General features: G+C 66.3%; 20 protein-coding genes and 1 pseudogene. 11 read left to right on the top strand and 10 right to left on the bottom strand.

Annotation, left to right across the window (positions count from 1 at the left end; translation table 11 throughout):
* Positions 1-10: 10 nt before the first annotated feature.
* Positions 11-541, bottom strand: a complete 531-nt coding sequence (locus G6N18_RS24800) for a hypothetical protein (RefSeq protein WP_163689842.1) — start codon at positions 539-541, stop codon at positions 11-13.
* On the opposite strand from G6N18_RS24800, the gene G6N18_RS09100 reads away from it, so the two are divergent.
* Both G6N18_RS09100 and G6N18_RS09105 read left to right on the top strand, forming a co-directional pair.
* Positions 500-2,407, top strand: coding sequence for a DUF1214 domain-containing protein (locus G6N18_RS09100; protein WP_083002066.1), 1,908 nt, complete (start codon positions 500-502; stop codon positions 2,405-2,407). The two genes, G6N18_RS24800 and G6N18_RS09100, sit on opposite strands and share 42 nt — an antisense overlap.
* 109 nt (positions 2,408-2,516) lie before the next feature.
* Complete coding sequence (locus G6N18_RS09105) at positions 2,517-3,236, top strand: TVP38/TMEM64 family protein (protein WP_083002069.1); 720 nt, start codon at positions 2,517-2,519, stop codon at positions 3,234-3,236.
* Here the strand turns inward: G6N18_RS09105 and G6N18_RS09110 are convergent.
* Genes G6N18_RS09110 through G6N18_RS09130 form a run of 5 tightly spaced genes read right to left on the bottom strand, consistent with a single transcriptional unit; the run spans position 3,233 to position 7,153 of the window.
* Positions 3,233-3,850 carry a carboxymuconolactone decarboxylase family protein gene (locus tag G6N18_RS09110; RefSeq protein WP_083002072.1) on the bottom strand — a complete coding sequence of 206 codons (618 nt, stop codon included), beginning with the start codon at positions 3,848-3,850 and terminating at the stop codon, positions 3,233-3,235. The two genes, G6N18_RS09105 and G6N18_RS09110, sit on opposite strands and share 4 nt — an antisense overlap.
* A 2-nt stretch (positions 3,851-3,852) precedes the next feature.
* On the bottom strand, positions 3,853-4,713 hold the full coding sequence (locus G6N18_RS09115) for an LLM class F420-dependent oxidoreductase (RefSeq protein ID WP_083002074.1): 861 nt from the start codon (positions 4,711-4,713) through the stop codon (positions 3,853-3,855).
* The gene (locus tag G6N18_RS09120) at positions 4,710-5,540 is read right to left on the bottom strand and encodes a TauD/TfdA dioxygenase family protein (protein WP_083002077.1); all 831 of its coding nucleotides are present in this window, start codon (positions 5,538-5,540) and stop codon (positions 4,710-4,712) included. Before G6N18_RS09120 ends, G6N18_RS09115 begins: the two co-directional genes overlap by 4 nt.
* A gap of 6 nt (positions 5,541-5,546) precedes the next feature.
* Positions 5,547-5,870: a hypothetical protein gene (locus G6N18_RS09125; RefSeq protein WP_083002080.1), complete on the bottom strand. Its 324-nt coding sequence runs from the start codon at positions 5,868-5,870 to the stop codon at positions 5,547-5,549.
* Positions 5,867-7,153: an aromatic ring-hydroxylating oxygenase subunit alpha gene (locus G6N18_RS09130; RefSeq protein ID WP_083002083.1), complete on the bottom strand. Its 1,287-nt coding sequence runs from the start codon at positions 7,151-7,153 to the stop codon at positions 5,867-5,869. Before G6N18_RS09130 ends, G6N18_RS09125 begins: the two co-directional genes overlap by 4 nt.
* Before the next feature lie 132 nt (positions 7,154-7,285).
* Here G6N18_RS09130 and G6N18_RS09135 point away from each other — a divergent pair, with 132 nt between their 5' ends.
* The 4 genes and pseudogenes from G6N18_RS09135 to G6N18_RS09150 all read left to right on the top strand — a co-directional run bounded on the left by G6N18_RS09135 (position 7,286) and on the right by G6N18_RS09150 (position 11,761).
* The gene (locus G6N18_RS09135) at positions 7,286-8,203 is read left to right on the top strand and encodes a LysR family transcriptional regulator (protein WP_083002085.1); all 918 of its coding nucleotides are present in this window, start codon (positions 7,286-7,288) and stop codon (positions 8,201-8,203) included.
* A 139-nt stretch (positions 8,204-8,342) separates the two neighbouring features.
* Positions 8,343-10,553, top strand: a pseudogene (locus G6N18_RS09140) (MMPL family transporter).
* A gap of 70 nt (positions 10,554-10,623) precedes the next feature.
* On the top strand, positions 10,624-10,794 hold the full coding sequence (locus G6N18_RS09145; protein ID WP_163689748.1) for a hypothetical protein: 171 nt from the start codon (positions 10,624-10,626) through the stop codon (positions 10,792-10,794).
* 169 nt (positions 10,795-10,963) lie between these two features.
* A complete protein-coding gene (locus G6N18_RS09150) occupies positions 10,964-11,761 on the top strand; it encodes a SigB/SigF/SigG family RNA polymerase sigma factor (protein ID WP_083002206.1) in 798 nt (265 codons plus the stop codon).
* A 19-nt stretch (positions 11,762-11,780) separates the two neighbouring features.
* On the opposite strand, the gene G6N18_RS09155 is transcribed toward G6N18_RS09150, so the two are convergent.
* Complete coding sequence (locus tag G6N18_RS09155) at positions 11,781-12,143, bottom strand: Zn-ribbon domain-containing OB-fold protein (protein ID WP_083002088.1); 363 nt, start codon at positions 12,141-12,143, stop codon at positions 11,781-11,783.
* A gap of 89 nt (positions 12,144-12,232) precedes the next feature.
* On the opposite strand from G6N18_RS09155, the gene G6N18_RS09160 reads away from it, so the two are divergent.
* Entirely contained in the window at positions 12,233-13,426 is a 1,194-nt protein-coding gene (locus tag G6N18_RS09160) for a thiolase family protein (protein WP_083002091.1), read from the top strand.
* Positions 13,427-13,441: 15 nt separating this feature from the next.
* Here the strand turns inward: G6N18_RS09160 and G6N18_RS09165 are convergent, their stop codons facing one another.
* Positions 13,442-14,323: an extracellular catalytic domain type 1 short-chain-length polyhydroxyalkanoate depolymerase gene (locus G6N18_RS09165; RefSeq protein ID WP_083002094.1), complete on the bottom strand. Its 882-nt coding sequence runs from the start codon at positions 14,321-14,323 to the stop codon at positions 13,442-13,444.
* A 68-nt stretch (positions 14,324-14,391) separates the two neighbouring features.
* Positions 14,392-15,723 carry an APC family permease gene (locus G6N18_RS09170; protein WP_083002097.1) on the bottom strand — a complete coding sequence of 444 codons (1,332 nt, stop codon included), beginning with the start codon at positions 15,721-15,723 and terminating at the stop codon, positions 14,392-14,394.
* A gap of 184 nt (positions 15,724-15,907) precedes the next feature.
* Here G6N18_RS09170 and G6N18_RS09175 point away from each other — a divergent pair, with 184 nt between their 5' ends.
* Both G6N18_RS09175 and G6N18_RS24330 read left to right on the top strand, forming a co-directional pair.
* On the top strand, positions 15,908-17,344 hold the full coding sequence (locus tag G6N18_RS09175; RefSeq protein ID WP_109749452.1) for a glycoside hydrolase family 183 protein: 1,437 nt from the start codon (positions 15,908-15,910) through the stop codon (positions 17,342-17,344).
* 508 nt (positions 17,345-17,852) lie between these two features.
* Positions 17,853-19,406: a hypothetical protein gene (locus G6N18_RS24330; protein WP_179962386.1), complete on the top strand. Its 1,554-nt coding sequence runs from the start codon at positions 17,853-17,855 to the stop codon at positions 19,404-19,406.
* A 127-nt stretch (positions 19,407-19,533) separates the two neighbouring features.
* Here G6N18_RS24330 and G6N18_RS09185 read toward each other — a convergent pair whose 3' ends face one another.
* Positions 19,534-21,294 (bottom strand): N-acyl-D-amino-acid deacylase family protein, encoded by a 1,761-nt coding sequence (locus tag G6N18_RS09185; RefSeq protein ID WP_083002103.1) that lies wholly within the window; start codon positions 21,292-21,294, stop codon positions 19,534-19,536.
* Positions 21,295-21,426: 132 nt separating this feature from the next.
* Here G6N18_RS09185 and G6N18_RS09190 point away from each other — a divergent pair, with 132 nt between their 5' ends.
* On the top strand, positions 21,427-22,734 hold the full coding sequence (locus tag G6N18_RS09190; RefSeq protein ID WP_083002211.1) for an aromatic ring-hydroxylating oxygenase subunit alpha: 1,308 nt from the start codon (positions 21,427-21,429) through the stop codon (positions 22,732-22,734).
* Positions 22,700-23,350, top strand: coding sequence for a TetR/AcrR family transcriptional regulator (locus G6N18_RS09195; protein WP_234806158.1), 651 nt, complete (start codon positions 22,700-22,702; stop codon positions 23,348-23,350). Before G6N18_RS09190 ends, G6N18_RS09195 begins: the two co-directional genes overlap by 35 nt.
* Positions 23,351-23,389: the final 39 nt, after the last annotated feature.

Genomic DNA, 23,389 nt, shown 5'->3' on the forward strand with positions numbered 1-23,389 from the left:
GGAGTTGCGGTCAACCGATCCGCACTCCGCGCGGTATTCGCGGAAGGACTCCCGCCGTGGCAACGACGCCGAACACATACGGTCGGTTCATCGGGAGGGTCGGCGCGCTGGCGGTCGCGCTGGGTGTCGGGGTCGCAATCGCCAACAGCCCCGGACTCGCCGCCGCGGATGACGGCGCCTCGAGTTCGTCCGACAGCTCGACGGGCGCGTCGGGCGCGTCAGGCGCATCGGGTTCGGCAGGCACGACAGGCGCGTCGGGCGCGTCGGGTTCGGCAACCAAGACAGGCGCGGCAGATCCGGATGACAAGCGCTCGACGACGACCAAGGGGACAACGGCATCGAGGGGCTCTCCGCCGACGTCGACCCAGATGAGGATGATCCGGCGGACGACGAAGGTTCCGTCGAGAACACCGATGGCGTTGGCGCAGAAGATGGGGACGAAACCAAGGAAGACGCGACCGATACGGACAACACGGCCGAAACCGACGACGTTGACGACATGGCCGAAATCGACGACGACGCAGACGCAGACGCGTCCCACAGCGATGATCCGCCGCTGTCATCACCGCTGCAGTCGTCGGGTCTATCCGACGACAAAGGGCGTGATTTGAAGCGGAACACGGTATTCGGTGACAACACCGAACCACGTCCGGTGCAGCGCACCCTGCGGGTGGTCGACAGGACGGCCGACGAGACCATCACCGAAGAATCCCGCAACACATCTACCGCCGAACCCGAAATGCCACCGGCCGCCCCGGCCAAGACCTCGACGCTGCCACTGACCAGCCCACCGCAGACGACCGCCACAACCGTCACCACCGGTGTGCAGAAGCTGGCCGGCACCCTGCTCTCCGCACTCGGCTTCGGTCCTCAGGCCGCCAACGGCCCGACGGCGCCGCCGCAGCCGCCCATGCTGTGGGCCATGCTGGGCTTTGCGCGCCGCGAGATCGGCCGCATCGTGGCGCCGTTCACCTCCGCGGCGGGCGCACCCGTGGCCGCTCTGGTAGCCGAGGACGTCGAAGCCGAAGCGGTCAGCCCACTAGCCACGCCAGAGCAGCTCGAAGCAGAGCGGATCGCTGCGCAGACCGCGAACACGCTGCCGGTCGCGGTGATGAAGCTCGTTCTGCGCCAACAATTCCTGTCCGCTGCACAGCAGCTCTACCCCAACGGCATTGACGCGGAGAACATGGCGGCGCTGGACCGTGCCGTCGACGAGTACGCGATGGCCGCGGCATTCCAACAGCAGTTGCTCGACTCGATGAATCCCAAGGTCGTCACTCAGGTCGCCCCACCGCACACGTGGTTCGGACAGGCCGTCGAGGGCTCCCGGATCCTCTACGACAACCCCGACACCGTCTACCGCTTCATGGGGGTCAATGGGGCGTCGGAGTATGTGATCACCGGTCGGTTCAACAACATGACCGCAGAGGGCAGGCCCGCCGACACCACGTTCAGCGTCCTGGAAGGCCTCGCCGGCACCACGTCGTCGATCCTGAGCGCCGACGACATGGAGATCAACGAGGACGGCACGTTCACGATCACCGTGAGCACGCAACCGGCCAACGGGCGCAAGAACCACCTGCAGCTGACTTCGTCGTCGACGATCATCGCGGCGCGAGATACGTTGGGCGACTGGAACTCCGAAGAGCCGCCGAGCCTGTCGATCGAACGGGTGGCCGGGCCGCCCGACAGCCTGTTCGCCCAAATCGGCGGGTTCGCTTTCCTCGGCCAGTTCGTCAGCGGCAACCCTCTGCTCACCACGCTGGTCTCACTGGTGCCGCCGCTGCCCTACATGCCGCCGACGCTGCGTGGCGTGTTCGCCGCGGTGATCCTGGCGGTGCGTGGTGGATCCGAGCAGGCCAAGTACATGGCGCTGGCGACCAACGATCCCGAGACCGGCGAGCCACGGCCGGTCAACGAGGTGAGTCAGCCGACCAGCAACGCGGAATTCCTGGCCAACCAGCTGCAGAGCAACGGCCACTTCCAACTCGGCGACAAGGAAGCGTTGGTGCTGACCATCGATCCGGGCGACGCCGGTTACTTCATCGTCCCCACGTACAACGTGTGGACGATCACGGGCGACTACTGGAACGAGCCCGCGAGCTTGAACAACGAGCAGGCCGTTCGCAATGCGGACGGCACCTACACAATCGTGATCTCCCCGACCGATCCGGGTGCCGCCAATTGGGTGTCCACGTCCGGACTGAATCAGGGCACCATTGCGATCCGCTTCCAAGACTTGGGCGACGACGCCCCCCACATCGTCAACCAGCGGGTGGTATCGCACGCCGCGCTGCCCGGCTATCTGCCGGCGGACGCATTCGTCACCGAGACGCAGCGCAGAGACCAGCTTGCCCTGCGTAAGGCCGGTTTCAACAAGCGCTGGGCGCCCTACCCACAGCCGTAGCCGCGGCCGCCGAAATAGCGGCCACGGCTGTTAACCGACCGTCGCCACGGGCGTGGCTTCTCACTCGCGAACGCCTTTCCATTTCCCGATGCGGCAGGATTGCCTGGACATGACGATCAGCGACGGCCCCGCCACGCGTCGGCGGCACATCCTTCGACTTGTGCTGTTCGCGGCGTTCCTGCTGGGGTTGTTCTATCTGGTCGCGGTCACGGGTGTCGTCGACGTCGACCACGTCCGCAGCACGGTGGCGGCCACCGGACCCGTGGCGCCGCTCGCGTACGTCGTGATCTCGGCACTGCTGGGCGCGGTGTTCGTGCCTGGCCCGATCCTGGCCGCCGCCAGCGGTGTGCTGTTCGGTCCAGTGCTGGGCACCTTCGTCACGCTTGGCGCCACGGTCGGCACCGCGGTCGTCACCAGCCTCCTCGGCAGGCGCGCCGGACGCGACAGCGCCCGTGCGCTTCTCGGCGACGAGCGGGCCACCCGTCTCGACGATCTGATCGCGCGTCGGGGACTGTGGGCCGTCGTCGGGCAGCGCTTCGTGCCGGGCATCTCCGATGCGCTCGCCTCCTACGCATTCGGCGCGTTCGGAGTTCCGTTGTGGCAGATGGCCGTCGGGGCGTTCATCGGTTCGGTACCCCGGGCGTTCGTCTACACCGCGCTGGGCGCGTCGATCTCGGATCTGAACTCGCCGCTGACCTACGTCGCGATCGCGGTGTGGTGTGCCACCGGGGTCGTCGGCGCGTTCGCCGCCCACCGGGGCGTGCGGAGCTGGCGGCGACGGGCCCGGCGCGACGACAGCGAACCGGCCCCGGAGACGGACAGTACCTAGTCCGGTAGGGCCGCGCCCCCCGGCGGCGCGGTGAGCTGCCAGGTGTCGCACGCCATCGCCAGCATCCCGTAGGTGCCGACGACGAAGATCAGCTCCATCGCCTGGTGGGTGCCGAGTTCGTCGACCATGCGCCGCCACGTCGTGGGCGTCGCTCGGCCTCGATCGAGCAGTTCGTCGGTCGCCTCGAGGACCAGCCGGTCGACTCCGTCGAACTCAGCGTTGCCCCGAGTGAGCCGGAAGATGTCGGTGTCCGACAGGCCGCCGGCTTTGGCGATCTTCTCGTGCTCGCCCCAGAAGAACGATGAGCGCCGGGCATAGGCCAGCCGTAGGACCGCGAGTTCCCGCAGGCGCAGCGGTAGTTCGCCCTGCTGCAACAGAAACGCGTTGTAGCCGAGGAACTTCCGCGCCATCTTCGGGTGGCGCGCCAGAACGCCGATGATGTCGAAGTTCAGCGGGTCCCTGGCATCCCCAGAGCCGGCCCGCGGGACGTCCTCGCCCGGTATCCCCATCAGCGCGCCGACGGCGGCGTATTCATCATCACCCCACTCCTCGGCCGTCAGCGGCGTCAGCAGCGGGTAGCCGGCGTCCTCGGGGTCTTCGGGGTCTGAGGCCATGGTCACCCTTCGTCTTCGCGATGGAGTTCGGCGAGCGCGTGGATCTGCTCGAGATAGTGCTCGACCGAGTGATGGACGAACCGCGCGGACACCACGGTCGTGCCCGCGGCCGCCATCGCGCGTAACGCTTTCCTGGTCGAGTCGGGTTCGCCGACCGGGTCAAGTGGGTGGTCGGCGGGCAGCACGACCTCGAAGCCGGACGGCACCTCGCGCGCACGCAGCCATTCACCCGCGGTGGCGACCGAGATGCCGAACGGGCACCACCCGTCGGCGAGCGTGAGTGCGCGTCGCAGTGAGCGTTTGGTCCGCCCACCGACCCAGATCGGCATGTGGCGCTGCAGCGCGCAGGGGTCGACGATGAGGCCGCCGAACGAGTAGTACTCGCCGTCGTAGGACGGCTCGTTGCTCGACAGCGCCGCCCGCAATGCTCGCAGCGCATCGTCGGCCCGGGGACCGCGGTCGTCGAACGGCGCACCGAGAAGGTCGAACTCTTCCTTCAACGAGCCGACCCCAACGCCGAGGGTGACGCGTCCGTTGCTGACGTGATCCAATGTGCCGTAACGCTTTACGATCGCCAGCGGATGGTGGTACCCCAACACCAGCGTCATTGTGACCAGCCGGATGCGTTCGGTGCGGGCCGCCACGTACCCGAGCGTGGCCAGCGGGTCCCAGTACCGTGCGCCGCGTCGCCCGGCCTCGGACGCCGGAATGCCGATGTGCTCGCTGCAGGTCAGGTGGTGGTAGCCGAGCCTGTCCGCCGTTTCGGCGATGCGGCCGATGTGGGCGACGGAGGCGTCCTTCTCCCAGGTGAGTGCCGCACCGGCGACATTGGTGACGACGGGTGTCGCGATGCCGAGTTTCAATTCAGCGGCTCTTCGCCCGCCAGGATCGTCCGGTGCATGAGGCGGCCGCTGTCGACGGCATAGGGCAGCGCTCGATGCATGGTCCCGGTGTTGTCCCAGATGAGCAGGTCGCCGACCTGCCACTCGTGCCGGTAGACATACTGCGGTTGGGTGGCCCAATCACGAAGCCGCGCAAGCAGTGCCCTGCTCTCCTCGGCCGGCATCCCGACCACATAGTCGGCGGTCGCCCCGAGCAGCAGGGACTTGCGTCCGGACCGATGTGTCCACACGATGGGGCACGCCTTGGTCGGAGACTTCTGCCAGAAGGCGATCTCTTCGTAGCTCATCTCGGGTGTCACGTAGTACTGCGACCGCTCGGCGCTGTGCACGACGCGAAGCCCGGCAATGAGGTCCTTGTCGGACTGCGGCAGATCGTCGTAGGCGGCGTAGGTGTTACAGAACTCGGTTTCGCCGCCGGTGTCCGAGAGTTGCACCGCCCGCAGCAGCGTCGCCAGGTTCGGATAGGGCTGCAGCGATCCGTCGAAGTGCCAGAACAACGAGCCCTTGAGGTATCTCGCGCGCTGGTTGACGTTCTCGTCGAGAGAGATCTTGTAGATGCCGTCTTCGCCCTCATTGCCGACGACGGTGCCCAGCGTTCTGGCGATCGCGACCTGCTGTTCGTCGCTGATCTGCATCCCGCGGAAAAACACCACACCGCGTTGTTCCAAGGTGGCGCGAATGTTTTCGGCCTCACGGCCACTCAGTAGCGTGTCGAGATCGGTTCTGATCTCACTGCCAATGCTGGGCGTCAAGTCGACGATGTCCAGTTGCGCGGAGGTCAGGCTCACGGCGGCTCAGCTTACTCTCGTCAGAATCGTGTTGGCCGAGTGTTTGACTCGCGGCTGGTTCCACAACTCGACCGCGAGCGCGACGGTGATCAGCGAGTAGAGGAGGTTGCGCAGGTTCGCGACGTCCTCGGGCAGCGGCTCGGAGTAGTCGAACTTGTCGATGTAGGCCAGTGCTTCATCGGCGGATGGGAAGATCTCGTCATAGAAGGCGCGGATCTGCGCCATGGAGCTGTTGACACGTTTCACATAGCGCTCGTGGCCATCCTCGATGGCCCATTCGGGCACCAGATGTTCGAGATGCGAGAACTCCGGTGGCAGAGCGGCGTTCATACGCGTGACCTCTCCCCCATCACTCCAGTTTTCACGTAGTCGCCGACGACCTTGTGGAAGTGACGTAGCAAGATTTCCTCGTCGTTCATCGTGAAGTGGGTCAGCGCCCCGCTGTTCAGCATGGCCTGAAGGCCCTCGGACGGGCTGGCGTCCTCGAGGATGATGTCGTTGAGGAAGGTGACCGTCAGCTCCTGGCCGAGGCGCTCCTTGTGCGTCGTCGGCGGCTGGTAGTACGCCTCCGTTTCGAAGATGTGCGAGTGCGGCCCGGTCGGCCAGTGTGTGTGGACGGTGAAACCCGACGCCCCGAAGATCAACACGAAGTTCGGGAAGAACTGGAACGAGTCAAAGCCGTACTTCTCCGACCGGGTCGGGTTGATACCCGGCGGCATCGGGCCACGGTCGGCCTTCTTGTTCCACGGCCCGGCCGCACTGGCTTCGCAGACGCACTCGATCGGCTTGGAGTACGGCGTCTTTCGCGATGGCTCACCTGAGAAGGAGAACATCCGGTGCGGACCCTTGAGCTGGTACGCCAGGGCGTCAGTGAACGGATTCGGTTGGTCGAACGCGTCTCTGGCCTCCGCGGTGAGCGCGCCGAACGATGACGCGTGCAGATAGGGGCCGTGATAACTCTCAGCGAAGCCGTCGACGAAAATCTTCCAGTTGCACTGCAATTCGACCTTGAACTTGTAGACCTGGTGCGGACCGGCGAACGGATACCCCTCGATTCCGTGCGCCAACTCACCGAGGAACGAGCGAAGCGGTTCGGTGTTGTCGGGGTTGAGGTTGATGAAGATGAAGCCCTCCCACACGTCGCACTGGATGGCGGGCACGCGGCAACTGTCGGGATCGAAGTCGAGCAAAAGGTCCTTGCGGGTCGCCGAATGTAGCGAGCCGTCCAGCTTGTAGCGCCATCCGTGGAAGCGGCAGTAGAGCAGCGGCGCGCGGCCCTCGACCTCCTCGAAGGGGTCGTCCTCCCACAACATCTTGTTGCCCCGGTGCGGGCAGATGTTGTGGAACGCCCGGATCACGCCATCCTTGCCCCGCACGACGATCACCGAGGTGTTCAGGAACGTCAGCTCTCGCGTGAAGTAGCTGCCCGACTTCGGCACTCGCTCGACGCGCCCGACGTAGAGCCAGGTCTTTCGGAAGACGTGCTCACGTTCTTTCTCGTAGAACTCCTCCGAAACGCAGTCCTCGAGCGACACCGGACCACGACCGAGTTCGGGGTAGGCGTCGGTCCAGTGCCCGCTCGCGGGCTTCGTCACCAGGCTGTCGTGGCTCACGGGCCTCTCCTCCGTCGGGCTGAAGACGGTAGGCCGAAGGTACCGCCGCCGAAATAGCCAAAACAGACCCGTAAACGCAACACCCTGTTGCATATTTGGAACGGCTTGAGACCGAGAGGATGCGTATCCGCTGTGGAACAGAACCTGCCTTTCGATGTGGATGCCCTGCTGATTTTCGGCAAGGTGGTCGAGAACCGAAGCCTGTCGAAAGCTGCGGCCCTGCTCGGAATGCCGAAGTCGACGGTCAGCCGCAGGCTGGCCAAGTTGGAGTCCGACCTGGGCATCAAGCTGCTGCGCAAGAACACCCATCAGCTCACCGTGACCGATCTCGGCGAGAAGGTGTACGGCCACGCGGTGAACATCTTGGCCGAGGCCAACGGCGTCCGCGCGCTGGTGGAGGGCAGCAGGCGGGAACCGCGCGGGGAGTTGCGGGTGGCGATCCCGGTCTTCGTCGGCATCGATTACGCGTCGCGGGTCGGTGCGGCGTTTCTGCGGCACTATCCGAATTCGCGGTTGGACATCCGGTTGGTCGACAACATGGTCGACCCGATCCGCGATGGGTTCGACGTGGTGTTCAGCACCGGCCCGCTGCAGGACTCCACGCTGATCGCCCGCAAGGTATTCAGCCTCGAGCTCTTCCTCTGCGCGTCAAGGCAATTCGTCGCGGGATTATCCGAGCCGATCACCGAACCGGCGCAGTTGAACACCCTTCCGTTCATCGACTTCGGATTCGGCGGTCCCCGTCGGCTCGCGGTCACCGGACGCCATGGGCGACGCGAACTGACTCCACCAGTCCGCGCGCGTGCGAACAACTTTCAGGTGTGCAAGCAGTACATCTTGCAGGGGCTCGGTATCGGTGCGATGCCCACCCAGATCATCTGCACCGAGGAGTTGCGCGACGGCAGCATCGTGCCGGTACTGCCCGACTGGGACCTCGATTCGCTCGACGTGCACATGATCTACCCCTTCGAGTTGTCGTTTTCCACTCTCATCAGTGCGTTCTACGAAACCGCCTGCGAGATCATCGTCGAGAACATCGCGCGAACGTGACCTCGCCGCGCAGCAGGCAACTCCGCTCACCGGAAGGCGGCAGCTGCGCTGCGCGTCACAGTTCGCCGTTCGCATGCATAACCGGGATCGGAAGGGGAATACGTCCTGCGATTTTTGCACCGACGAGCCAGGAGACTGGATGTCGAAGTACTTGTATGCGATTGGGGCTTTCAGTTTCCGTCGGCGGTGGCTGGTGCTGGGCGTGTGGCTCGCGGTACTCGTCGGTGTCGCGGCGGCGGGTCTCGGCCTGCGAGGCGAACCCAGTGACGACTTCAGCATTCCGGGCACCGAGTCTCAGCGGGCTGTGGAACAACTTCGGCAGAACCTGCCCGCGTTCAGCGGCGCCCAGACCCAGATCACGTTCGCGACACCGGGCGACGGCCGGCTGACCGACCCGGCGATCGCGGGCGCCATCGACCGCTCTCTGCAGAACTTGCAAGCGATCCCCGAAATCGCGGTCGCAGCGGGCCCTGCCCAGACGCGGCTGATGTCCCCCGACGCGAATGTCGGACTGGGCACGCTGCAGTGGAAGGCGCCACCGGGAGAGGTCGACGACGCCGCGCTCAGCGCTGTGCAAGCCGCCATGGAACCCGCGCAATCCGCGGGCGTGCAGGTCGAGTACTCGGGAAGCGTGTACCCGGGCTACAAGGTCAAGATCTCCGAGCTGCCGGAAATCATCGGAATTGTCGTCGCCTTCTTCATCCTTCTGGTCACCTTCGGCGCGGTCGTCACCGCGGGACTTCCGATCATCACCGCATGCGTCGGGGTGGGCATCGGCGCGGCAGGCATTTTCGCTACTGCAGCGCTGGTCGAAATGCCAACTGCGGCTTTCTCACTCGCATTGATGCTGGGTTTGTCCTGCGGTATCGACTACGCGCTGTTCATCTTGAACCGCTATCGAAACAACGTGCTGCTGCTCAAGCCGATGGAGGAATCGGTCGCGCTGGCGGTCGGCACGGCAGGCGGTGCCGTGGTGTTCGCCGCGCTCACGGTGATCATCGCACTGTGCGGGCTGTCGATCGTCGGCATCCCGTTCCTCACCTACATGGGCCTGGCCGCCGCCGCCTCGGTACTGATCGCCCTGCTGATCGCGATCACGCTGCTGCCGGCGCTGCTGGGCTTCGCGGGCAGGCGGGTCGCCAGGTTCATCAAGACGCCACTGCAACCCGGCCGCGCCAAGGAGGTCGCACAGGTCGCGGCCTACACCCCGCACCGCACCATGGGCGCCCGCTGGGGCCGGTTCGTCGTCGCGTTCCGCAAGCCGCTGCTGGTGGTCGGCACTGCGGCGCTGATCCTCATCGGCCTGCCGACCCTCGGGATGCACCTCGGCCTGCCCAGCGGGTCCTCGCAGCCCGAATCGAACACCTCGCGCAGGGCCTACGACCTGACCGCGCAGCATCTGGGACCCGGGTTCAACGGGCCGCTCTTGGTCGTCGCCGACCTTTCTTCGGCGCGTGATGCCCGCGCGGCCGACACCATTGCCGCCAATCTGCGCCGCGAAGAGGGCGTGGCCCAAGCGGCCCCGGGAGTGAGCCAGAACGACACCGCCATCATTCAGGTCATCCCGGCGACGGGCCCCAACGACCCCGCCACCGCTGACCTGGTCAAGCGCATCCGCGCTGACCGACAGGCGATCGAAGGCGAAACCGGCGCAACGATTCTCGTCGGCGGCACCACGGCGTCGAACATCGACACCTCCGACAAGCTGGCCGCCGCGCTGCCGATGTTCCTCCTTGTTGTCGTCGGCTTGGCGTTCGTGCTGTTGACGGTCGCCTTCCGCGCCGCGCTGGTGCCGATCACCTCGATTGTGGGATTTTTGCTCTCGGTGTTCGCCGCTTTGGGCGTCCAGGTCGCGGTGTTCCAATAGGGTTGGGGGGCAAGCCTTTTAGGTATAACGCCCGGCGAAACGATCAGCTTCCTTCCGATCATCGTGTTGGCGATCATCTTCGGACTGTCCAGCGACTACCAGGTGTTTGTGGTTTCTCGGATGAAGGAGGAGCTCAGCCGAACCGAGGACGCGCTCGATGCGGTGCGCAACGGAGTCGGCCTTTCCGCGCGGGTGGTCACCGCGGCCGCCTTGATCATGTTCGGCGTGTTCATCGCGTTCCTTGCCGGCGGCGACCCGATCATCAAGTCCGTCGGTTTGACCTTGGCCGTCGGCGTATTCCTCGACGCCTTTGTCGTCCGGCTCACGCTGATCCCGGCGATCATGAGCATCCTGGGCCGCAGGATGTGGACCCACTCCCGGTGGTTCGAGAAGTACGTGCCGGACGTGGACATCGAGGGCACCGCGTTGGAGACCGATAAGGACCCGGTGACGGCCGCCGGCGGCGCGCGGTCCGGCGCTTAACCTTCACCGCTCCCGACATGATTCGGCGAGTCGCGTTCCTATTCGGCCGTCGGTGGGTATGCCTGGAGCCATGGACGCCGACACGTTGATCGCGATGGCCGGGCTGACGGCCCTGGGCGCCGCAGTGTTGACGGGTGCGGTCTGGGACAGCCCGCTGGTCAGCGCGCCCGCGCGGCTGGGACGGCAACAGCGCCCGTACGGCCGGCACGCGATGCCCGCCACTGCACCGAGCAAGCAGTGAGTACTCGCAGCTTGACGGCGCGAGGCGCCATCGAGGCGTACGCATAGCCAGGACGGGCCCGCCGACGATGTTTCGGCACGCCGCCCGAATGGGTAAACCGCTTCAACCGCAGGTTCAGATCCGAGCCCTGTGACCGGTACGGCAGGGTCGCAAGTAAGGAGCCTGTGTGTTGTCAGAGCCGAGATCCGAATACGCGGACGTGACGGGCATGTTCCATCGCCTCAAGACGCTCGACCCCGAGTCGGTCGCCTACCGCCGGCAACGGGAGGCGATCGTGGAACGAACGCTGCCGCTTGCCGATCACATAGCACGCCGATATCGCAACCGCGGTGAGCCGATCGACGACTTGGTGCAGGCGGCTCGCGTCGGATTGGTGAACGCGGTCAACCGATTCGATCCCGAGAACGGTGCCGATTTCCTGTCGTTCGCGATCCCCACCATCATGGGCGAGGTGCGCCGCCATTTCCGTGACTTCGGCTGGGCGGTCAAGGTGCCGCGTCGCCTCAAGGATCTGCAAGGGCAACTGGTCAAGGTGCGAGCCGAGTTGTCACAGCAGATCGGTCGCGCGCCGACCCCGTCGGAAGTCGCCAGACATCTCGGTATCGAACGCGAAGCAGTGATGGAAGCGACGATCGCCAGCAGCAACTACTCGACCCTGTCGACCGACATCCAGACCTCCGCCGACGACGAGTACCGGTCGGTCGGTGACACCCTGGGCGACATCGATCCCAACATCGACAAAGTGGTCGACCTCGAAACCGTACGACCACTGATCGCGGCGCTACCCGAGCGTGAGCAGACGGTATTGGTCCTGCGGTTCTTCGAGAGCATGACGCAGACGCAGATCGCCGAACGCATGGGTTACTCGCAGATGCATGTCTCGCGATTGCTCGCGCAGGCCCTTCGCCGACTCCGCGAGCAGGTGCGTGAACCCGCGGCGATGCCCCATCTCAAGCGCGGCGCGTAAGCCACCGTCACGGGCGAACTCACTCCTGCGGTGCGAAGACGGCACCGAAACCTTCGCCGTCAAAGCGTTGTTCGAACCGCACCTCGACTGGAAGACCAACGCGGACCGAATCCGGTTCGCAGTCCACGATGTTCGCCGCAATGCGCAGATCAGGCTGCTCGTCGAGTTCCACGATCGCGACGACATAGGGCACGGGCACAGCGGGATTGAACGGCTGGTGGTTGACCGTATAGGTGAACACCGTGCCGCGCCCCGACACCGGATGCGCGGTGAGCTCTGCCCCGCAGTCGGGGCAGTCCGCGGCCGACGGCGACACCCACCGCTCGCAGCGCACGCATCGAGTGATCAGCAGTTGCCCCCCGGGAGGCGCCTCATCAGGCATGGTTGAAAAGTACAGTCTGCACTGATTGAAGTCACAGACCGATTTCCGCGCCGCGGAAGTCGAAGCGGCGACCAGCAGGCGGTGACCGGTTGAGCACCTTCGAAAAAGATGCGATCTTCAGCGGAGTCGGCATCTCCCGCATCGGAAGGCGCACCGGAATCCCCGGGCTGGACCTGACGATGGAGGCGGTCCGCGCGGCCGTCGCCGATGCCGGCCTGACACCGGACGATATCGACGGAGTCGTCACCTTCGGCGACACCCCCTTGGCCGAAGTCGTTGCGGCGCTTGGCAACCGTGCTGTCGATCAAGGGTATGGGTTTCCCACCGGTGGGGTGCTCACCCCTGTGATGTCGGCGATGATGGCGGTATCCGAGCGGCGCGCACGGCACGTGCTGGTTTACCGGACCGTGCAGATGCTCGGCGGGACGATGACGCAATCGCCGCCCACGTCCGAGCCCAACCCGCTTGCTAACCCACCCGTCGAGCCCCACATACCCGGGACCCGGCGGAAGCTCGGGCCGTTCGACGACATCGATGAGCTGTTGGCCGCCCACGCCTACTCGGCGGCGAACTGGCTGGCACTGCACTGCAGGCGGCACATGGAGCTGTACGGGACGACGAAGGAACAGCTGGGCTGGCTGGCGATCAACAGCAGACGCAATGCCGGACTCAACCCGCTTGCCGTTTACCGAGATCCGATGACAATGGACGACTATCTGGCGTCGCGGCCGGTGTCCACACCGTTCGGGCTGTTCGACTGCGACGTGCCCGTCGACGGCTCGATCGCGTTCGCGATCTCCCATGTCGACTACGCGCCGGACTGCCCGCACCCTGCAGTGCGCGTGCAAGCCGTTGGCGGAGCCTATGGTTCAGGTGGGTGGTTTCACCGCGAGGACTTTCCGAAGATGGCGTCCACCGAAGCCGCGGACGAGATGTGGTCACGCACCGACTTGACACCGTCGGACGTCGAGGTGGCCGAACTCTACGACGGTTTCACGTTTCTCACGTTCGCCTGGTTGGAGGCGCTGCGGCTCTGCGGGGAGGGCGAGGCGGGCCCGTTCGTCGAAGGAGCGTCCCGGATCGCGCTCGACGGGGCGCTGCCCCTCAACACCTACGGAGGTCAACTGTCGGCGGGCCGCATGCACGGTTACTGGCTGCTGCATGAGGCGTGTCTGCAGCTTCGCGGGCAGGCCGGCGACCGGCAACTGGCGCGTCGCCCCGAGGTGGCCGTCGCCGCGGCCGGTGGCGGGCCGATCGCCGGGTGTCTGCTGCTGACCTGCTGACGGCTAGGTGTTCGGTCACCTGCCGTGGGTAGCGAAGAACTGGCCGGTGGACTGCGACGCGTCGAACGGTGCGAACGGACCGCTCGGCCAGACATGAGCACCGCCGTCGATCTGCACGAAGACCACCTCGGTTCCACCCGCGCAGCCCGCGGCCGTGAACCGGTGAACGCTTCCCCGCACCTCGTCGACCGGAGGTGGGCAACCATTCAGCTCACGCCACCGCTGCGCCATCGCCGGCGCCGCCACGATCTCGCTGGGTCCCCCGCGGCCGACCATCGGTCCGCCGCCGAACGGCACGACGGGGTCCGCCGTTCCGTGCACCTCGAGCACTGAAACCGGTTGCGACGGCGCACACGGGAATCCCGCTGGCAGCGTGCCCGCGACCGGTGCCACGGCGGCGAAGACGTCGGCACGTTCGCATGCCAGCCGCGACGCCATGAAGGCGCCCGCCGACGTCCCGGTGGCGAACACGCGGCCGGGTTCGACGCCGTACTCCTGACGCAGTCGGTCCACAAGTGCGACAAGGAAACCCACGTCATCGACGCCCTGGCGGTCCGGAATCGAGGCGCCGCGCCCGTCGGCCCAGCTGAGATCGACGCCCTCGGGATACGCCACGACGAAGCCGTACTGATCGGCGATCGCGTTGTAGTTGGTCGCCGCAGCCTGCGCGGGTCCGGTCATCCCGGCGCCGTGCAAGTTGAGCACGAGACCGGCAGGACGATCGAGGCCGGCCGGGGCGTGCACCTGATACGTGCGGTTCATCCCGCCGATCATCAGCGCGCCAGCAGCATCGCCGCCGGGGAACGCCGACGCTCGTCCACCGCCGAAGCCGAAAAGACAGACCAGAACTGTCAGGACGGCCGCCATCCGGATGATCACCTCGTCCACCCCCTCCATGAGCTGTTGACCGCGAACGTAATGCACCGGTGTAACCCAATGCGCGCGAACGCAGTCCTTCGGTGTTGTCAGCGTCGCGTCGCGGCGCGGGCCACCAGATGAAGCACCGCGCCCACCGCCACCAGGATCGCGCCGTAGAGCCACACCGTCGCGGTCTGTTGGGTCAGCAGCAGCACGCAGGACGCCACGCCGAGCACCGGCACCGCCGTCCACACCTGGAAGTGCGGATGTTCGACCTGGTCCCGGCGCAGCACCAGCACCGCGACGTTTGTCGAGATGAACACAACCAACAACAGCAGCACCACCGTCTCGGCGAGCGTGGATAGATCCCCGAGCAGACTGAGCAACATCGCGACCGCGGTCGTCGCGACGATCGCCGCCCACGGGGTGCGCCGGCGCGGCAGCACGCGACCGAGCACGCTGGGCAGCAGGCCGTGCTCTGCCATGCCGTAGGTGAGCCGGCTCGCCATGATCATCGTGAGCAGCGCGCCGTTGGCCACCGCGACCAGCGCAACCGCGCTGAAGAACCAGTCCGGCACGCCCACACCTGAGGCCCGCACCACTTCGAGCAACGGCCCGGAGGACTTCGAGAGCTCATCGGCGGGCAACGCAGTCGCGCTCGCCAGCCCGACCAGCGCATAGAGAACGCCCGCGGTGATGAGCGCGCTGAACAGCGCGGCGGGGTACACCTTGCTTGGGTTGCGGATCTCCTCGGCGACGTTGGCCGAGGTCTCGAAGCCGACGAACGAGTAGTACGCGACGATCGCTGCGCTGAGGATCGCCAGCGCCGGCGTCGCGCCGTCGGGGAACTGGGTGATCCGGCCGAGGTCGCCGCGGCCGGCGCCGACCATGACCGAGACCGCGATGACGACGATCAGCAGACCGGTCAACTCGACCACCGTCATGACCATGTTGCTCTTGACCGATTCGCTGATGCCCCGCGCGTTGAGGCAGGCGACCAACGCCAGGAACGCGATCGCCGCAGGCACGACCGGGATGTCGACGAACGTCGCGAGATAGTCACCGGCGAAGGCCAACGCCAAGCCGGCCGCGCTGGTCACCCCCGCGGCGAGCATGCAGAATCCCACCAGGAACGACACCGCGGGTCGGCCGAACGCGCGCTCCGCGAACACCGCCGCGCCACCGGCCTTGGGATACTTGGTCACGAGTTCGGCGTAGGAGCCGGCCGTGAGGAGCGCGAGCAACAGCGCCACAAGCAGCGGCGCCCACAGCACCCCGCCGACATCCTCGGCCAGCACGCCCATCAGCGCGTAGATGCCGGCTCCGAGCACGTCGCCGAGGATGAACAGAAACAGCAGTGGCCCGGTGATGCGACGTTTGAGCTTGCCTCCGGTCGGCTCGTCGGAATCGCTGGTGTGCGCCTTCGCCGCGGAGGTCATGCGGCTGTTGATACCCCGCGCGACCGGTGAGCACACCGGGCACACGTGCGCCGAAGCAGGTTGCGACACGGTCACGGATGGATACCCATCCGCGCACGAAGATCACAACCGTCTCTTTGTTCACTAACGTCACATCCGCCCATCGCTGACGTCAGCCCGACGTCCGCCTTCGGAAAGGTGTGACATGTCGCCGCGTCCGCGAATCGCCCCGATGTCGGTGGCATCGGCAGCCGTGATCGGGTTGAGCTTCGTGCTCGGCGTGGCCCCGCCAGCGACGGCCGAACCCTGCACCGGTGCCGCGGCGGCCGCACAACCACCCGCCGCGCCGAACACCGAAGCAACGCCTGCGCTGCCGGGCGGGCCACCGGTGGGCCACCGGCCGCGCGGCACCAACGAGGAGGCGCCCTCACCGCGCCTCGGGCGACTGCCCGCAGAGATCCTCAACTCGCTGTCGCCCCGTTCGGCGACCGTGGAGCAGCAGGCCGACGTGCGGCCGAGCCCGCCCCCGCCATCCGCCGATCAACCTGCGGCTCAACAGCTTCCGGCCGCCGCGGCTCCCACGCCGCCCCCGCCACCCGCTCCGCCGGGGACGACACTCGTCGGCTGGGTGACCGGGCCGGAGAGCCCGAACAACACCGTCGGGCGGTTCGCGATCACCGGCACCGACCTCGGGATCATGTGGGACAACGGCGATCCCGGCAACCGCCAGGTGCTGATGGCCTTCGGCGACACCTACGGCTACTGCAGCGTGCGCGGTCAGCAGTGGCGGTACAACACGCTGTTCCGTACCCAGGACGGCGCGCTTTCCAAGACGATCGCAATACCCGACGGCGTGCTCGCCAACCGATACTCCGGTTCACCGCTGTGGGCGCCGGGTCTCTCCAAGCAGATCATCAACAGCACCAAGTGGGCGGCGAGCGAGAAGGGCATCATCCCGACCGCCGGCATCGCCGTCGGCGGCAAGCAGTACGTGAATTTCATGTCCATCAAGAGCTGGGACAGCGACGGGCGGTGGACGACGAACTTCTCGGCGATCGCGGTGTCCCCCGACAACGGCGAGCGTTGGGGTGTCTACCCGGGCAGCGTGCGGACGCCACGCGAGGGCGGCGTCGAAGGCGCGAGGTATGTCCGCGGCAACGAGAACTTCCAGCAGGCCGCGTTTCTTTGGCCCGGTCCTAGTGACCCCTACCTGTACATGTTCGGGACGCCGGCCGGCCGCGGCGGTGCGGCGTACGTGGCGCGCGTTCCGCAGGGAGCGGTACCCGACCCCAATCGATACGAGTATTGGAACGCCACGCAGAACGCCTGGGTGCCAAGGGATCCCGGTGCGGCCACCTCGGTGATCCCCGGGCCGGTGGGCGAAATGTCTGCCCAGTTCAACAGTTATCTCAAGCAGTACCTGGTGGTGTACTGCAACGGCGCCAACGATGTCGTCGCGCGGATGGCGCCCGCCCCGCAGGGGCCGTGGGGGCCCGAGCAGTTGCTGGTGCGCTCCGCAGAGATCCCCGGCGGCATCTACGCGCCGTACCTGCACCCGTGGTCGACCGGCAAGGAACTGTATTTCAACCTGTCGTTGTGGTCGGCCTACAACGTGATGTTGATGCGCACCGTGCTGCCGTGACCGCGACGATCGCTCAGTTCTGCTCTGCCGCTTCGACTGTGGCGACCACGGCTGTCCTGCCCTCGAGACAGCCGGGCGGGGCGAAGACAATAGAGCGTTGCCGATCACTTTGCCCGACGTGGGTACCCAGATGCGACTGTTGGGCGCAGGGCTAATTCTGTTCCCTGGCTCCGTAAATCCTCGCCGAGACGTCGAACATCACCGCAGCAACTCCATGCCACCTCGTGCAGCAGATGGTCAGCCACGACGTGGCGAAGGTCACGCCGTGCGGATGAAGGTAGCTCCCCACCGCGAGTGACTCTGGTGTAAATTACGCCCCAGTCGCTTCGTGACTTGGCAATTACCATGTTTCAGCTGCGATATCCCTGCTTCTAGGGGTTCTGCGCCATGGCCGGGTCGCCCCGCAAGTCACGTTCTGATTAGTTTGGCGAAGCACTTGTGCGTTAGGTTAGCCTCAGCTAATCTTCAGCAGCCATCTGGCAAATTTACAGGCACAACAGGAGACAAGGTGCAACTCGCAGTTCATGCCGACTCGCCGGTTTACGATCTCTCGCCTGGTTACTCACCTTCGACTCGACGCAGCTCCAAGTTGTTGGTTGCTGGCGTCGCGATGGCAAGTGCCGGCGTGATCGCGGTCAGCCCAGTAGCCCCCCCGATGCCCAATATTCAGGACATCCAGGAGCGCGTGGCACAGGCCGCGGTCCAACTCACGGCGGCCACCAATCCGCTCGTCGTGTGGCAGCAGACCATCGCCAACACCTTCGCAAGCCTGGAGACCCTGACCGAGGGCTCCACGGAGGCGAGCTCCAATCTGGTGAAGGCGCTGAGCACTGGCTATATCTTCCACGAAGTCGCGAACGTCCTGATTCAGAACACCCTCAACCCGGGTCCTTTGCTGGAACAGTTCGTGAATTTCAATACGAACTTCGGTTCCACGATCAATCCAGCCCTCTCGGACACCGTCGAGAACCTGACAGCAGCTGCTGAGCAGTTCCCGATCGTTGTGACCGAGTCGCTGACCTACCTGTCGCAGGGGCAGTTCGTGGAGGCGTTCTCGGAGATCAACGGCTGGTTTGTGCTCAGGGTGTTGGGCGGGGTACGCCCGCTGATTCCGATCCTCTCCATCCCCGCTCAGTTCGTGGACGCCCTCCCCGGCACGGAGAAACTGCCCGACCTGCTCGATGTCGTGTCCGAGTTCGGCCTCACCAAGGCGATTTTCGAACCGGTGCTCGGCGGGATCCTCCAGTCAGCGGAGCTTCTTGATGCCACGCGGGAGGCATTGACCGCAGGGAACTTCGAGGACGCCGCCGCCAACCTGGTGAACCTGCCGGTGCTGGCGATCAGCGCTCTAGTCAACGGATTCACGCCGGCCACCTCCCCCTCAGAGTGGCAGGGTCTGCTCGACCGTGGTCTTATTTCCTACCTAACGGTCACGCTGCCCAACCAGATTGCCGAGGCGATAAAGCCCCCTGCCGCCCCGGAGCCCCTTGCCGCGAAAGACACTGTGGTACAAGGGGCCCCGACCGATTACAGCTTCGACGGTGACACCCTCACGATCAGCACCGGCGACCAGGGCGCCGGCACTGGCGCAGGCGAGGGCTCCGGAGAAGGTGCGGTTGTCGGCTCCGGTGAAGGCGAAGGCTCCGGCTCGGTCGAGGGCGAAGGTTCGGGCTCAGTCGAAGGCGAGGGCACCGGCTCGGTCGAGGGCGAGGGCTCCGTCGAGGGCGAGGGCTCCGGCTCCGCCGACGGCGAAGGCTCCGTCGACGGCGAAGGCTCCGTCGAGGGCGAGGGCGAGGGCGACGACAACGGCTCGGGCAGTGGCACCAGCACCGGGTCGGGCAGCGGTTCGGGCACCAGCAACGGTTCCGGCAGCAGCACTGGCAGCGGTTCGGGCACCAGCACCGGCTCGGGTAGTGGCACCGGCTCGAGCAGCGGCTCCGGCTCGGGCAGCGGCTCCAGCTCTGGCAGCGGTTCGGCCAGCGGTTCGGGCAGCGGCTCCGGCTCGGGCAGCGGTTCGGGCTCGGGCAGCGGCTCCGGCTCGGGCAGCGGTTCCAGCAACTAAGTAGGTCAAAAAGCGGCGGCCCCCTCGGCAACGAGGGGGCCGTCTCTTTTACATGGGTGAATCCGGGACCGCTACAGCTGCATCGCTTTTCGCGTTTAGCGAGGCATAGCCGGCAAAGCGGGCTCGGTCAGCGGGCGCCGCGTACCAATCGACCGGGACGCGCGCCGGTGTCCACATTGTCGCGACGGGTGACGACGCCACTGACGATCGTGGCGCTGTAGCCGCTGGCGCCCTGCACGAGGCGCTGGCCGCCGGCGGGCAGGTCGTACGCCATTTTCGCCGGATGCAGGGTCAGCGCCTCCAGGTCGATGACGTTGATGTCGGCCTTCTTGCCGGTTTGAATGACGCCACGGTCGGTCAGCCCGAACAGGTGCGCGGTGTCATGGGACTGTTTGCGAACCACATACTCCAGCGGCAGCTTCTGCCCGCGGTGACGATCACGCGCCCAGTGCGTCAGCAGGAATGTCGGATACGACGCGTCGCAGATCATGCCACAGTGCGCGCCGCCGTCGGACAATCCGACCACGCCGGCCGGATGCAGCAACATCTCCCGGATAGCGTCGTGGTTACCGTAGAAGTAGTTGTAGAACGGCAGCATCAGCATGGCCGTCGCGTTGTCCTCGAGCATCAGGTCGTAGAGCGTGGACAGCGGGTCTTCCCCACGATCACTGGCGATTTTCTCGACGGTGCGTTCGACGGTCGGCTCGTAGTCGGGCGGATCGCCCAGCGCATAGATGCGACCGAGCGAATACTGCACGAGCGCGAACATGTTGTCGAACAACATGTTCGGGTCGGGCGGCAGGTCGTCTTCGGAGAGAATCGCGGCCTTGACCGCCGGATCGGCCAGGCGCTGCGCCAACTCCTCGCGGCTGCATTCGGCCTTCAGCCGGCGAAAGGTCGGGCGGTGGGTGAACGCGTGGTGACCCGGGAAGCCGAACAGCATCCCGAAGGGGCGCGCCGCGATTTGGGGGTACAGCTGGCTGCCCGCCGCATGCGCTTCGGCCGAGATGTCCAGTTGTTCGCGCCACAGGTCGGGCGCCGCGTCGACCTGGATCATCCCGAACGAGATGGGCCGGTCGATCTCCGCGGCGAGGCGCTTCATCCATTCCAATTCTTTCTTCGGCGCGATGATGTCCTCGCCCGCGACGCCCTGCGGCGCCAACTCGAAAACCGCCCGCCCGCCCGCGGCCATCGCGCGGCCGAGTCCGAACAGTTCGTCCTCGGCGGCGAAGGTTCCCGGCACCGGCTCACCGTCGATGGCGCGGTGGCCCAGGGTGCGCGACGTCGAGAACCCCATGGCGCCAGCCTCGATCCCTTCCTGCACCAGGCGGGCCATGGCGGCGATGTCCTCGGGTGTGGCGGGCTCGTTGCGGGCGCCGCGCTCACCCATCGCGTACGCCCGAACCGAGCCGTGGGCGATCTGACTGCCGACGTCGATCGCGAATTCCTGCTTGCCGACGACGTCGAGGTACTCGGGGTAGCTCTCCCATCCCCACGAAATGCCCTCGGTGAGCGCGGCGCCGGGAATGTCCTCGACGCCCTCCATCAAGCCGATCAGCCATTCCTCCTGGCCCGGCCGCACCGGGGCGAACCCGACACCGCAGTTGCCGGTGACGACGGTGGTGACCCCGTGGCTGCTGGAGGGTTCGAGCGTGCTGTCCCAGCTGACCTGACCGTCGTAGTGGGTGTGGATGTCGACGAAGCCGGGCGCGACGATCTTCCCGGTCGCGTCGATGATCTCGGCGGCCTCACCGTCCAGCGGCGGATCACCAGGGCCGCGGCGACGGAGCTCGACGATCTTGCCGTCCTTGACCGCGACATCGGCGTCGAAGCGATCGCCGCCCGTGCCGTCAACGACGGTTCCTCCGGTGATCTTGAGGTCGAACACGATTGCTCCTCCAAATGCGAGTGCGGGCCGTTAGGATTCGCACTGTAACACCGTTACAGAGTGGCGGCGCCGAGTTCGGAGGGACATTTTGTGACGCACACGCAGAGCGTTCGGCGCGAGGATGCGATCGGCATGCCGCCGGCGCGGCCGACCCTGGTGCCCGCCGAGCGGTACTACTCGCCGGCGTTCGCGCAACTCGAGGCGGAGCGGATGTGGCCGCGGGTCTGGCAGCTGGCCTGCACTGTCGACCATGTCGCCGAGCCCGGCGACTATTTCGAATACCGGTGCGGGGCCTACTCTATGCTCGTCGTGCGCGGCGACGACGGGAAGCTGCGCGCCTTCCAGAACGTGTGTCGCCACCGCGGCAACTCAGTGTGCGCGGGCTCCGGTTCGGGCTTGCGCGAACTGCGGTGCGGATACCACGGTTGGACGTGGGATCTCGCCGGTGCGCTGCGGCGGGTGCCAAACCGCAAGGGCTTCGGCACGTTGCGCATGGCCGACTTCCCGCTCGTGCCTGCCGCTGTCGACACGTGGGAGCGGCTGGTCTTCGTCAACCTCGACGTCGACGCGATGCCGCTGCTCGACTATCTGGAAGAGATGCCGCGGGACGTCGAGTGGTGCGGACTCGGCGACTTTCGTTGCTACGCCACGATGACGATCGATGTCGACGCTAACTGGAAGACGATCGCCGACGGGTACAGCGAGACCTACCACATCCAGACCCTGCACCCGGAACTGCACCGGTGCATGGACGATGTGTATGCGCCGCAGACAATTTGGGGGCACACCGGCAAATCGGAACAACTCTACGGCGTTTCGAGCCCGCAGCTCAACGAGCAGCTGACCGACCGCGAGGTGTGGGACGCCTACGTCAGTACCCAAGGTGCGTTGATGGGCGTCGAAGAGGGCGCTCCGATGCCCGACGAGCGCGAACCCGGCGCGTCGGTGACCGATGTGATCGCCGCGCGAACCCGCGCCTTCGCCGCCTCGCGCGGCGTGGATCTCAGCTGGGCGGGCACCGACGAGGTGATGCGGCTGCACCAGTACAACGTGTTCCCGAACATGACGCTGCTGATGTACGCCGACCATCTGACGGTGATGACGTCGCATCCCGGCCCCGACCCGGACCACGGAGAGCTGGTGATGCTGTTGTGGATGCGGATGCCGCCGGGCGCCCCGCGCGCCGAGCCCGTCGACGTGCGCATGACCGCGGCCGAGGCGCACCCCGGACTTGTTCTCACCCAGGACATCTCGGTGCTGGCCGGGCTGCAGCGAGGTCTGCACCAGCCCGGCTTCACGCACCTGACACTGTCCAACGAGGAGCGCCGGGTGATCAACATGCACCGTAACCTGGAGCGCTACCTCGACCTGCCGCAGTCCGACCGGATGACCGGGGGTGAGCCCAGTGACCTCCCCGACGCCGCCGCGGCGCAGCGCTAAGAGACCGGCGGCCGACACGGTCAGCGCGGAGGCCATCCTCGACACCGCGGCCAGAATGATCGAGCTGCACGGAGTGGACGGCTTCACCATGCGCGGGTTGGCGCAGCAACTCGGGGTGGCGGTGACGTCGATCTACTGGCATGTCGGCGGCCGCGACAAGCTCTTCGACAGCCTGGTGGACCGGTTGGTCGACGAGATGGCGCGTCTCCCGGCCGAGGGCGACACCGCCGTCGACCGCATCGCCTCGCTTGCGCACGCTCAGCGGCGGGTACTGATCGACCGGCAACATCTGCTTGCGATCGCGCACGAGCGGGACAAGACGCCGCGATTGTTCCTGCCGGTTCAGCAGGCGTTGGCGACGCACCTCGCCGAGCTCGGCGTCACGGGAACCGACGCCGCGCTGGTGTTGCGCTCGGTGGAGGTGCACGTCATATCGTCTGCGGTGATGCAGTTCTCGGCCGTGCGCGGGGAAAAGCACGATGAGGAGGACCCGTCGCTGTGGACCGACGACTGGCCCGACCGGGCGCTGGTGGAGGCACTGCAGTCGCCGACCGACTACGACGCGGTGTTCGACCACGGGCTGGAGGCGCTGCTGGCACCGCTGCGCCGGACGTAGTGCCCCGGGCTGACCTGCCGGTTGGCTTGTGGCGATGAG

It is taken from the genome of Mycolicibacterium celeriflavum (assembly GCF_010731795.1).
Lineage (GTDB): Bacteria > Actinomycetota > Actinomycetes > Mycobacteriales > Mycobacteriaceae > Mycobacterium > Mycobacterium celeriflavum.